The 11,552-nt window shown below is 70.8% G+C and carries 9 protein-coding genes; 7 read left to right on the plus strand and 2 right to left on the minus strand.

The window, feature by feature from the left end:
• Positions 1–19 precede the first annotated feature (19 nt).
• On the minus strand, positions 20–1,303 hold the full coding sequence (locus tag ACFYO2_RS18155; RefSeq protein ID WP_388349714.1) for an MFS transporter: 1,284 nt from the start codon (positions 1,301–1,303) through the stop codon (positions 20–22).
• A 117-nt stretch (positions 1,304–1,420) separates the two neighbouring features.
• On the opposite strand from ACFYO2_RS18155, the gene ACFYO2_RS18160 reads away from it, so the two are divergent.
• From ACFYO2_RS18160 to ACFYO2_RS18185, 6 genes are all read left to right on the plus strand, one after another.
• Positions 1,421–2,395 carry a LysR family transcriptional regulator gene (locus ACFYO2_RS18160; protein ID WP_388349716.1) on the plus strand — a complete coding sequence of 325 codons (975 nt, stop codon included), beginning with the start codon at positions 1,421–1,423 and terminating at the stop codon, positions 2,393–2,395.
• A gap of 146 nt (positions 2,396–2,541) precedes the next feature.
• Positions 2,542–3,681, plus strand: coding sequence for a hypothetical protein (locus tag ACFYO2_RS18165; protein WP_388349718.1), 1,140 nt, complete (start codon positions 2,542–2,544; stop codon positions 3,679–3,681).
• A 148-nt stretch (positions 3,682–3,829) separates the two neighbouring features.
• On the plus strand, positions 3,830–6,025 hold the full coding sequence (locus ACFYO2_RS18170; protein ID WP_388349720.1) for a glycosyltransferase: 2,196 nt from the start codon (positions 3,830–3,832) through the stop codon (positions 6,023–6,025).
• A 38-nt stretch (positions 6,026–6,063) separates the two neighbouring features.
• Complete coding sequence (locus tag ACFYO2_RS18175) at positions 6,064–7,263, plus strand: acyltransferase (protein ID WP_388349722.1); 1,200 nt, start codon at positions 6,064–6,066, stop codon at positions 7,261–7,263.
• Between the two features lie 203 nt (positions 7,264–7,466).
• The gene (locus tag ACFYO2_RS18180; RefSeq protein WP_388349724.1) at positions 7,467–8,852 is read left to right on the plus strand and encodes a nitrate/nitrite transporter; all 1,386 of its coding nucleotides are present in this window, start codon (positions 7,467–7,469) and stop codon (positions 8,850–8,852) included.
• A gap of 205 nt (positions 8,853–9,057) precedes the next feature.
• Positions 9,058–10,209: a uroporphyrinogen-III synthase gene (locus ACFYO2_RS18185; RefSeq protein ID WP_388349726.1), complete on the plus strand. Its 1,152-nt coding sequence runs from the start codon at positions 9,058–9,060 to the stop codon at positions 10,207–10,209.
• 16 nt (positions 10,210–10,225) lie between these two features.
• On the opposite strand, the gene ACFYO2_RS18190 is transcribed toward ACFYO2_RS18185, so the two are convergent.
• On the minus strand, positions 10,226–10,741 hold the full coding sequence (locus ACFYO2_RS18190) for a DUF1772 domain-containing protein (RefSeq protein WP_388349728.1): 516 nt from the start codon (positions 10,739–10,741) through the stop codon (positions 10,226–10,228).
• Between the two features lie 182 nt (positions 10,742–10,923).
• Between ACFYO2_RS18190 and ACFYO2_RS18195 the strand changes: the two genes are divergently transcribed.
• Positions 10,924–11,517 (plus strand): CGNR zinc finger domain-containing protein, encoded by a 594-nt coding sequence (locus tag ACFYO2_RS18195; RefSeq protein ID WP_388349730.1) that lies wholly within the window; start codon positions 10,924–10,926, stop codon positions 11,515–11,517.
• Positions 11,518–11,552: the final 35 nt, after the last annotated feature.

The following is an 11,552-nucleotide window of genomic DNA, read 5'->3' on the forward strand; positions in this document are numbered from 1 at the left end:
GTCAATGGGTTGTACAAGATTAGGTGAAGCGGTTCGACGATCCGACCAAGGCGAGCGCGATCATCAGCGCCACGGCCGCCGCCGCGACCGGTACCCCGAACCCCGCCGCGGCAGACGAGAGTTCCGCCAGCCGGCCGCCGACGGCGCTGCCCGCGGCGATACCGCCGAGCAGGCCGGTCACCGCGAGGGTCATGCCCTCGTTGATGCGGCCCTCAGGTGTGCGTTCCTGCACCAGGGTCATGCCGGTGACCATCGTCGGGGCCGTCGCCATCCCGGCGACCAGCAGCGCGCCCGCCAGGACGAGGAGCGAGCCGGTCAGGGTGGCGGCGAGCAGCGGCAGCGTCAGCAGCGCGGTCATGGCGGCGATGCACCACGGGTAGCGGTCGGCTGCCGGACCGGCCTTCGTCGACCCGTACAGCAGACCCGCCGCACACGAACCGGCCGCCTGGAGTGCGAGCACCACACCGGCCGCCGAGGGGTGCCCCCGCGCGTCCGCGTAGGCGATCGTGACGACCTCCATCGACCCGAACACCACGCCCATGGCCAGGCATACGGCGAGCAGCGAGGGCATGCCGGGTGCGCGGAACAGGACGGTGGCCTTCACCCGGGACCGTTTCCCGACCGGTGGCTCGGTGGAGCGCTGCGCGGCGAACAGCAACATGCCGGTCACCAGCAGCAGCACGCCCGCCAACGTGCCCGCCTCCGGGAAGAAGCTCCCGCACAGGAAGGCGGCGAGCACCGGGCCCAGCATGAAGCACAGCTCGTCCACGGCCTGCTCGAAGGAGTTGGCGGTGTGCAGCGCCTTGGGGTCGCCCTTCAGCAGATGGGCCCAGCGGGCGCGGGACATGCCGCCCAGGTTGGGGGTCGTGGCGGTGGCGGCGTAGCAGGCGAAGAGCGTCCAGGCGGGCGCCCCGTGCCGTACGCACAGCAGCAGCGCGAGCGAGCCGAGGGCCGCGAACAGCGTCGCGGGTACGGCGATCCGGGCCTGCCCGTACCGGTCGACGAGCCGCGCGGTCCACGGGGCGACCACCGCGGTCGCCGCGAGACCCGTCGCGGTGACCGCGCCGGCGAGGGCGTACGAGCCCCGGGTACCGGCGATCATGACGACCGCGCTCACGCTGAACATGCCCATCGGGAGGCGGGCGAGCAGGTTTCCGGCGGTGAAGGCGCGGGTGCCGGGGACGGTGAAGAGACGGCGGTAGGGGCCGGGTTCTCCGGCGGTGCGGGGGTTGAGGTCGACGGCGACGAGGGTGTCGGCGGTGACGGTGTACAGGGGCGGTTTCCTCGGGATCGGTTGCGGCATGGGGCAACCGTGGCCCGTGCCGGATCAAGGGGTCCAACACCTGTTGCGCACCGATTCACGCACTCCTGCTGTGAATACCCCGTGCCGATTCACGCATCCCCGTTGTAGGTTCCCGGGATGTCCGCCCCCGGCCGCCACCTCGACCCCCGTCTCCTGCGCGCCTTCCTCGCCGTCGCAGAGGAGCTGCACTTCACGCGTGCGGCGGCCCGGCTCTACGTCGCCCAGCAGGCGCTCAGCCGGGACGTACGGCGGCTGGAGCGGGACCTCGGCGCCGAGCTGTTCGTACGGTCCACCCGGCGGGTGACGCTGACGGCCGACGGCGAGCGGCTGGTGCCGTACGCGCGCCGGGTGCTCCAGGCGCAGGACGAGCTGCTCGCCGCGTTCGGGCAGGCCCGGCCGCTGCTGGTGGACCTGAACTCGCCGGGCCTTGCCACCGGCCGCCGCGTCCTGCACCGGGCCAGGGAACTCGCCCCCGAGCTGGAGCTGATGGCCCGCTACGAGAGCGGCCTGACCTACGCGGCGGGCGAGTTGCTCGCGGGCCGGCTGGACGCCTCCTTCGGGCGCTTCGCCGGCCTCGATCCGGCGCTGCGGTCGGGCCTCGACCAGCAGCCCGTGCGCTACGAGCCCATGGCGGTCCTCCTGCCCGAGGGCCACCCGCTCGCGGCGCTGGAGGCGGTGCCGCTCGCCGCGCTCGCCGGTGAGTGCCTGTACGCCGGGGCGGGCAACCCGCGTACGCCGGAGTGGACGGATCTCGCGCGCCGGTTGTTCGAGGGGCGCGGTATCGAGGTCGCATCGCCCGCTCCGCTGGCCGTCGGGGACGAGGAGTTCCAGCGCATCATGGCGAAGACCGGGAACCCGATCCTCGTCGTGGTGGAATTTCCGGCCATGCCCGCGACGGTGTTGCGCCCCTTGGTCGATCCCGTCCCGTTGTCACTCGTGTCACTGGTGTGGCGAAAGGGGCTGGTGCACCCGGCATTAGACGCTCTGCGCCGGGCGGCGCTCGAACTCTCGGTCGAGGCGGGCTGGCTGCGGCGACCTGCCGAGGGATGGATTCCAGCCACTGACGTGCACCTGATGAGTGTCCACAATTGAGCACCTTGCAAACACACAACCTCCTTGTGCGCTACATTCGTGGCCTGAGCACAGTGTGATAAAGGGGGCGCTCGGACCGGGTGGGGGCTCGGTTCGACCGACGGGTGCTTGGGTCGTACGCGCACCCGGAACTGTCCCGTGGGGGGATGTGCGTGCGCGTGAAGAAGTGGCGGGAAGACGCCCAACCGGAATGGCCCGAGGTCGCATCGACGGGGGACCATTCGGCGACGAGGGGCGGCACCCAGGCGTTCCCGGAGACCAGCGGCACCGGAATCACCGGACGGCCCGGAAGCGGAATCCCGGGCGAGGGCGGCCGGACCGCTGTCGACGCCGACGGCACCGCCGTGTCCGGCAGGGCCGGCCGGGCCTTCTTCGGCGCCGACAAAGCGGACAGAACCGACGCCGTTCCGCTGGTCGCCGAGTTGCCGGGACGCCCCAGGGCCGCCGCCCGGACCGGCGTCGTCCGTGACCCGTGGGACGAGACCGGTACGTCCGGTTCCGGCCATGACCCGCACGGTGACACCGGCCCCGCCCACGACCCGCACGAGGTGACGGTCCAACTCGACGGCATAGGGCAGCAGTTGGAGGAACTGCTCGTACGGCAGGCCAAGGACGGCGGGTCCGGTGACGGTCCGGCCGCCGCTCCGGACGGCTCCGACGGGCCGGTGTTCGTCGACGAGTCGGGCCGCCGCAGCCGCCGGTACCGCAGGATCGGCATCGCCGTCGGCCTGGCCTGCGCGGTCTACGCCGTCGTCATCGTCGCCACGCTGTTGTCCGGCAACTCCAACGCGCCCTGGCTGCCCGTGCCGGGCCAGCAGGAGGGCCAGCCGGCCGGACAGGTCGACACCTCGCCGCAGCCCTCCGAGTCGGCGTCCACCGGTACGGCCGGCGTCCTGCCGGAGCCCACCGCGACCGTCGGTACCGGCACGGCCCCGGTCCCGAGCGCCGGCGCCACCGCGCCGAGCGCCGGCGCCAGCTCCGGCAAGCCGAGTGCGTCCACCGTCCCCAAGCCGAGCCCGACGGCCACCGTCCCGGGCCCGGGCACCGGGTCGACCCCGGCCAACCCGACACCGACGACTGACCCGCCGGTCAGCACCCCGCCGCCCAACCCGACGCCGACGGGCCCCGGACCCACGGTCACCCCGACCGAGACCACGGCCGCCGGTGGCACCGGCGGCCCCGGCACCGGCACGGTGGCCGACGGCCCCAGCGACCCGACCCCGATCGTCACGGATCCGGACGGCACGGGGACCGCGCCCCCGCCGTCGCCGGAACCCGTCCTCTGAAGGGGTCGCGCCGAGAGGTCCTCGAGAGAGCCTCTCGGCGCATCCCGTCTCCCGGTGCACGCCCCGCTCGTGTGCACCTCCTACAGATGCACCTCCTTCCGATGCACATCCACCCGATGGCATCCCCGTCCCCGGAGCACTACCTCTGATGGCAACCCGCACCCGCCGTCCCGGGGCCGCGCCCGGAGCCGCCGTCGGCTCCCGGCGTCGCCGCCTGCCCATGCGCCTGCTGCTTCCCGTGCTGTTCCTCGCCGCGCTGATGGCGATGCTGATGCTGCGCGGCTACGTGCACAGCGGGATCCTCGCGGACCACCGCATCCGGCCCGAGTCCTCCGCCGACAAGGTGCCTCAGAAGATCATCGAGGGCGGCCCGGTCATCGACACCCGCACCGGCCGCACCAGCAGCCTCAATGTGCCCGATCGCCACATGGTCCTCACCTTCGACGACGGCCCGGACCCGACCTGGACCCCCGAGGTCCTGGACGTGCTCAAGAAGCACCACGCGCACGCCGTCTTCTTCGTCACCGGCACCATGACCTCGCGCTATCCGGATCTGGTCAGGCGCATGGTCGACGAGGGCCACGAGGTGGGACTGCACACCTTCAACCACCCCGACCTCTCCCTCCAGTCGAAGAAGCGCATCGACTGGGAGCTGTCCCAGAACCAGCTCGCCATCACCGGCGCCGCAGGCATCCGCACCTCGCTGTTCCGGCCGCCGTACTCCTCGTCCGCCGAGGCCATGGACAACAATTCCTGGCCGGTCACCCAGTACATCGGCAATCGCGGCTACATCACCGTCGTCACCAGCGTCGACAGCCAGGACTGGCGCAAGCCCGGTGCCGACCGGATCATCCGTAACGTCACGCCCGAGAGCGACGAGGGCGAGATCGTCCTGATGCACGACTCCGGCGGCGACCGCCACCAGACCGTCGAGGCGCTGGACCGGTTCCTGCCTCAGATGAAGGCCAGGGGCTACCAGTTCGACAACCTCACCGAGGCCCTCGACGCCCCCAGCGCGCACACCCGGGTCGCCGGCGTCGACCTGTGGAAGGGCAAGGCATGGGTCTTCCTCGTCCAGGCCTCCGACAACATCACGGCCGTCCTGGTGGTCGGCCTGGCGATCATCGGCTTCCTGGTCATCGCCCGCTTCGGCCTGATGCTCCTGCTCTCCGCCCTCCACGCCCGCCGGGTGCGCCGCCGCGACTTCCGCTGGGGGCCGCCGATCACCGAACCGGTGTCGGTGCTGGTCCCGGCGTACAACGAGGCCAAGTGCATCGAGAACACCGTCCGCTCCCTGATGGCGAGCGACCACCCCATCGAGGTCATCGTCATCGACGACGGTTCCAGCGACGGCACGGCACGCATCGTGGAGAACCTCAAGCTGCCGGGCGTACGCGTCGTCCGCCAGCTCAACGCGGGCAAGCCCGCCGCCCTCAACCGGGGTGTGGCCAACGCCCGGTACGACCTCGTCGTGATGATGGACGGCGACACCGTCTTCGAGCCGTCCACCGTCCGCGAACTCGTCCAGCCCTTCGGCGACCCCCGCGTCGGCGCCGTCGCCGGCAACGCGAAGGTCGGCAACAAGGACACCCTCATCGGAGCCTGGCAGCACATCGAGTACGTGATGGGCTTCAACCTCGACCGCCGTATGTACGACGTCCTGCAGTGCATGCCCACCATCCCGGGCGCCGTCGGAGCCTTCCGCCGCACCGCACTGGAACGCGTCGGCGGCATGAGCGACGACACGCTCGCCGAGGACACCGACATCACCATGGCCATCCACCGCGACGGCTGGCGGGTCGTCTACGCGGAGAACGCCCGCGCCTGGACCGAGGCCCCGGAGTCCGTCCAGCAGCTGTGGTCCCAGCGCTACCGGTGGTCGTACGGCACCATGCAGGCGATCTGGAAGCACCGCCGCGCCGTCTTCGACCGGGGACCCTCGGGCCGTTTCGGCCGGGTCGGCCTCCCGCTGGTGTCCCTGTTCATGGTCCTGGCCCCGCTGCTCGCCCCGCTGATCGACGTCTTCCTCATCTACGGCCTGGTCTTCGGCCCCACCGGGAAGACGATCCTGGCCTGGTTCGGCGTCCTCGCCATCCAGCTGGCCTGCGCGACCTACGCCTTCATCCTGGACCGCGAGCGGCTGACCCCGCTGATCTCGCTGCCGTTGCAGCAGATCCTCTACCGCCAGCTGATGTACGTCGTCCTGCTCCAGTCCTGGATCACCGCCCTCACCGGCGGCCGGCTGCGCTGGCAGAAGCTGCGGCGCAAGGGCGGGGTGTCGGCCCCGCCGAACATGCCCGCGCAGGGCAGGCAGCAGATCGCGGAAGGAAGGCCGGTCGGATGAGCGCCGTACCTGGCGAGACGAGTACGGAAACCGGAGACATGAGCACCACGACCACGCACGACCAGGCACCCTCGGGCCTGCCCGAGCAGCAGACCCGCACGAAGGCCCCAGGCCGCGACCGCTACTTCGACCTCCTGCGCGCCCTCGCGCTCTTCCGGGTCGTCTTCTACCACCTCATGGGCTGGGCCTGGCTCCCGATCCTGTTCCCGTCCATGGGCGTGATGTTCGCGCTCGCAGGCAACCTCATGGCCCGCTCCCTGGGAAGCCGCCAGGCCCTGACGGTCATCCGCGGCCGGATGCGCCGCCTGCTGCCGCCGCTGTGGCTGCTCGGCGCGATCGGCGTGACGGGCATGGTGATCCAGGGCTGGGGGCCCGGCGACGAGGGGCACCCCGGCTGGTGGTGGCTCCACCTCACCTACTGGATCCTGCCGCTGAGCGACCCGCCGTACGCCGAGGGCCTGTCCGGGATCCACGGCATCGTCGGCGCGGACTGGGCGGCGGAACTGGCCGGACCCCTCTGGTACATCCGCGCCTACCTGTGGTTCGTGCTGCTGTCCCCGTTCATCCTGAAGGCCCTGCGCGCAATGCCCCTGGCGACGATCGTCTCGCCGATCGTCCTGTCGGCGGCCTTCGAGTTCGGCTACCTCACCCTGCCCGGGGAGCGGTTCCCGTCGGCGCTGACCGACTTCAGCACGTTCGGCGCCTGCTGGATCCTCGGCATGGCCCACCAGGAAGGCATCCTGAGCCGGATTCCCCGCTACATCGTCCCCTCGGTCGCGCCGGCCATCATCTGCGTGGGCCTCTGGTACGCCTTCTCGCACGGCTTCAAGGCGGGCCACGACCTCGACGACATCCCCTTCGCCCAGTCCCTGTACTCCTTCGCCACGGTGCTGCTGCTTCTGCACATCAGCCCGTCCTGGTCGGAGTGGCCGAGCAGACTGCGCCGCTGGGCACGACCGATCACCCTCCTCAACTCCCGCGCGGTGACGATCTACCTCTGGCACAACCTGTGCATCCTCATCGCCTCGACGCTCTGGGACCACCTCTGGAGCATCGACACCCTCGCGATGCACTACTCCTGGCTCCTGGAAAGCCCCTGGCCGGTCCTCGTCTTCGTCTGGCTCCTCATCGCCGCCTGTGTGCTCGCCTTCGGCTGGATGGAGGACGTGGCGGCAAAGCGCAGGCCACAGCTGTGGCCGGACGGGGCGGAGCGGGGTCGTAACGCCAAGCACCGGTGATCGTCTTCCGGCCTGTCCAAGTTCGCTCACATATGAACCGGGTCACATGAGGTTCCGAAACCTCTCATCCGGCCTCCACTGTTGGTGAGAGCAAAGTTCCCTTCCGGTCACCCAGTGCCACAGACCGGAAACGCGTCCTCCCTAACGTCGGGACTCAGCCACTCCCTCGAACCACCCGAGCCCCGGTACACCGTGGAGGCGTCATGACAGCCCCTAGCACAGCCCCCGCACCCCCCAGTAGGGGCGGTCGCTGGATCCAGCAGTGGGATCCGGAGGACGAGACCTTCTGGAAGGAGACCGGAGAGAAGGTCGCCAAGCGCAACCTCCTCTTCTCCGTCCTCTCCGAGCACATCGGGTTCTCGATCTGGACCATGTGGTCCGTGCTGGTGCTCTTCATGGGCCCGGAGTACGGGCTCACGCCGGCGGACAAGTTCCTGCTGACGTCGATGGTGACCCTGGTCGGAGCCGTCGTCCGGGTCCCCTACACCTTCGCCATCGCGATCTTCGGCGGCCGGAACTGGACCATCGTCTCCGCCGCCCTCCTGCTCATCCCCACCGTCGCCGCGTTCACGGTGATGGAGCCGGGGACCTCCTTCAACACCCTCCTGCTGATCGGCCTGCTGGCGGGTATCGGCGGCGGCAACTTCGCCTCCTCGATGACCAACATCAACGCCTTCTTCCCCCTTCGTAAGAAGGGCTGGGCGCTCGGCCTGAACGCGGGCGGCGGCAACATCGGCGTCCCGGTCATCCAGTTGGTCGCGCTCGCCATCATCGGTGCGAGCGGCGGCCCCCGGGTCCTCCTGGGGATCTACATCCCGCTGATCGTCATCGCCGCCGTCCTCGCCGCGCTCTTCATGGACAACATCGCGTCCGTGAAGAACGACACCGGCGCCGCCAAGGACGCCGCGAGGGACCCGCACACCTGGATCATGTCCTTCCTCTACATCGGCACCTTCGGTTCCTTCATCGGATACAGCTTCGCCTTCGGGCAGGTGCTGACCAACCAGTTCGGCCGGACCCCGCTGGAGGCGGCGTACGTCACCTTCATCGGCCCGCTGCTCGGCTCCCTGATCCGGCCCCTGGGCGGGTGGCTCGCCGACAAGTACGGCGGCGCGAAGATCACGCTGTACAACTACATCGGCATGGGCGTGGCGACCGCGGTCCTCATCGCCGCCAGCATGGAGAAGTCGCTGGCCCTGTTCACCGTCGCGTTCGTGGTGCTGTTCGTCCTCACCGGCCTCGGCAACGGCTCGACGTTCAAGATGATCCCCGGCATCTTCCAGGCGAAGGCGCTGGCCAAGGGGCTGGAGGGTGAAGCGGCCGCCGCCTACGGGCGTCGTCTCTCCGGTGCCTCCATGGGCCTGATCGGCGCGGTCGGCGCGCTCGGCGGCGTCGGCATCAACCTCGCCTTCCGGCAGTCCTTCCTCTCCTACGGCTCCGGAACCGGGGCGTTCGTCGCCTTCCTCGCCTTCTACGCCGCCTGCTTCGTGGTCACCTGGGCCGTATACCTTCGCCGCTCGGCGAGCCGCTCGCAGGCCGCGACCACGGCCTCGGAGGCGAAGCCGCAGCTCAGCTACGCGGAGGTGTGAGGCTGAGCCCATCCGGGGGGCCACCCCCGGACCCCCGGCCGGAGGGCGGAGATCGCATCCGGCGCTTCGGGGGAAATGGGCATCGGTAACACCAGCGACATCAAGCCGAACCGAGCCTGTCACGAGCCGTTGACAGGCTCGGTCGGCATGCGGGTGCCATCACCTGGTGGTAGATGCAATGAACTCGAGTGCGGGAACGAGAGTTATGTACGAGGTACAGCAGCGACCGGACCATGGACCCCTTGCCGGGTTCACTGTGGGAGTGACGGCCGCACGCCGGGCCGACGAGCTGGGCGCGCTGCTCCAGCGGCGCGGAGCCGCTGTTCTGCACGCCCCTGCCCTGCGCATCGTGCCGCTCGCCGACGACAGTGAGCTGCTGGCGGCGACCAAGGAGGTCATCGGCCAGACGCCGGACATAGTGGTCGCCACGACCGCGATCGGCTTCCGCGGCTGGATAGAGGCCGCCGACGGCTGGGGCCTCGGCGAGTCCCTGCTCGACCGGCTGCGCGGGGTCGAGATCCTCGCCCGCGGCCCGAAGGTCAAGGGTTCGATCCGGGCGGCCGGCCTCCAAGAGGAGTGGTCGCCGTCGTCCGAGTCCATGGCCGAGGTGCTCGACCGGCTCCTGGAGGAAGGCGTCGAGGGCCGCCGTATCGCCGTACAGCTGCACGGCGAGCCGCTGCCCGGCTTCGTGGAGTCGCTGCGGGCCGCGGGAGCCGAGGTCCTGGGCGTCCCCGTGTACCGGTGGATGCCGCCGGAGGACATCGGGCCGATGGACCGGCTGCTGGACGCGGCCGTCTCGCGCGGTCTGGACGCGCTCACCTTCACCAGCGCACCGGCCGCCGCCTCCCTGCTCTCCCGCGCCGAGGACCGCCGCCTGCTGCCCGAACTGCTCGCCGCCCTCAACCACGACGTCCTGCCGGCCTGTGTCGGCCCGGTCACCGCGCTGCCGCTCCAGGCACAGGGCATCGACACCGTCCAGCCGGAACGCTTCCGGCTCGGCCCCCTCGTCCAGCTCCTGTGCCAGGAGATGCCCGGCCGGGCCCGCTCCCTGCCGATCGCCGGGCACCGGGTGGAGATCCGCGGCCACGCGGTACTGGTCGACGGCGACCTCAAGCCGGTACCGCCGGCCGGCATGTCCCTCATGCGTGCCCTGTCCCGCCGCCCGGGATGGGTCGTGGCCCGCTCCGAGCTGCTGCGGGCACTGCCCGGCGCGGGCCGCGACGAACACGCGGTCGAGACGGCGATGGCTCGCCTGCGTACGGCCCTGGGCGCGCCGAAGCTGATCCAGACCGTCGTCAAGCGCGGCTACCGGCTGGCACTGGACCCGTCGGCGGACACGAAGTACGGGGACGTCTGAGCCCACCGGACGGGCCTCAGGCCCCGGGACGAAGGCGGCCGTACAGCACCAGCGCCCTGGCCAGGCACCCCAGCGCCAGCGTCGACAACACCGCCCGCACGACGTTCCACGCGACCCACGGGTCCTCGAACTCCTCCCGCGCTGTGCCCACGTCGCTCGTGTTCGCCAAGTCGTCGTTGAGCGGGATGTTGAAGGCGACCGTGACCAGGAAGGCGAGCGCGTACGCGGTGAAGGCCGCCCAGGCCCACGCGCGGTACGGCGTGCCCCGCGCCTGCCACGCCGCCATCCCCGTCAGCGGCAGCGCGCCGAGGAAGCTCAGCATGAACACCGGGTTCTGGATCACGTCGTTGATGTCCCGCATGACATCGACGTAGACCCGGTCGTCGCTGCGCGCCAGCGCCGGCATGATCGCGCAGGCGAAGACGTAGAAGACCCCGGCGGCCAGACCCGTCGCGACCGTGGCCGCGCCCAGGACGCCTCCGGCGCCGCTGTTCCTCTCACTCCGCTGTTTCGTGTGCTCGAGTCGTGTCATGTGCTCCAGTCAACGGGCGGGGCGGCAGGGCGGGACATGGCCGAGACCCGCGTCCGCATACGCACGCGTCCACCGCCCGCCCCGCTTGCCGCCGGTACGAGGGGTTCCGGCCGCGCGAGCGGGCAGGCACTGTAAGAGGGAACGGTTCCTCACCGGGGTGACCCCTAGGCGGTGACAGGCACATGGCATTGGGTACGGCCACGGCCGCGTACGAACTGCGGTTCGATGCCGGGCGGATCTGCCTGGATCTCCTCGCGACCACCCACCCCGAGGAACGCCTCGACTCCGTCGCGGTGCTGCGCGCCTGGATCGCCGGATCGGGACTCGTCCCGGCGGGCACCGGGCTGGCGCACGCCGACGCGTCCTGGCTCGTCGGCTTCCGCGAACTGCGCGGCCGTATCGGCCAGTTGGTGCCCGGAGGGCTCGCGCCACAAGGGCGGCCGTACGATCTCGCGCTCGCCCGCGTCAATGAGATCGCCCGCGCCGCGCCTCCTGCCCCACGCGCCGTGACCTGCGAAGACGGCACGCTGGTGCGGGAGTTGGACGGCCCGCCCGAGTGCGCCGCGCTGCTCGGTGCCGTCGCGCGGGACGTCGTGGAACTGCTCACGGATCCGGTCGCGCGGGCCGGGCTGAGGCAGTGCGAAGGGGACAACTGCCCCATCGTCTATCTCGATACGTCACGGGGGCGCAGGAGGCGCTGGTGTTCCAGTGAGGTGTGCGGGAACCGCGAACGGGTGGCCCGGCACCGGCGTCGGGCGGCGCTCCCGCGCGCCTGAGTGTCCGTTATGTTGCTTCTGTAGAGCGGCTGTCG

The organism is Streptomyces sp. NPDC006602 (assembly GCF_042870385.1).
Taxonomy (GTDB): domain Bacteria; phylum Actinomycetota; class Actinomycetes; order Streptomycetales; family Streptomycetaceae; genus Streptomyces.

Excerpts from the sequence above, each read along its gene's own strand:
- ACFYO2_RS18160 (WP_388349716.1), top strand. The coding sequence starts at position 1,421 with ATGTCCGCCCCCGGCCGCCACCTCGACCCCCGTCTCCTGCGCGCCTTC.
- ACFYO2_RS18190 (WP_388349728.1), bottom strand. The coding sequence starts at position 10,741 with ATGACACGACTCGAGCACACGAAACAGCGGAGTGAGAGGAACAGCGGC.
- ACFYO2_RS18185 (WP_388349726.1), top strand. The coding sequence starts at position 9,058 with ATGTACGAGGTACAGCAGCGACCGGACCATGGACCCCTTGCCGGGTTC.
- ACFYO2_RS18195 (WP_388349730.1), top strand. The coding sequence starts at position 10,924 with ATGGCATTGGGTACGGCCACGGCCGCGTACGAACTGCGGTTCGATGCC.
- ACFYO2_RS18165 (WP_388349718.1), top strand. The coding sequence starts at position 2,542 with ATGTGCGTGCGCGTGAAGAAGTGGCGGGAAGACGCCCAACCGGAATGG.
- ACFYO2_RS18175 (WP_388349722.1), top strand. The coding sequence starts at position 6,064 with ATGAGCACCACGACCACGCACGACCAGGCACCCTCGGGCCTGCCCGAG.
- ACFYO2_RS18170 (WP_388349720.1), top strand. The coding sequence starts at position 3,830 with ATGGCAACCCGCACCCGCCGTCCCGGGGCCGCGCCCGGAGCCGCCGTC.
- ACFYO2_RS18155 (WP_388349714.1), bottom strand. The coding sequence starts at position 1,303 with ATGCCGCAACCGATCCCGAGGAAACCGCCCCTGTACACCGTCACCGCC.
- ACFYO2_RS18180 (WP_388349724.1), top strand. The coding sequence starts at position 7,467 with ATGACAGCCCCTAGCACAGCCCCCGCACCCCCCAGTAGGGGCGGTCGC.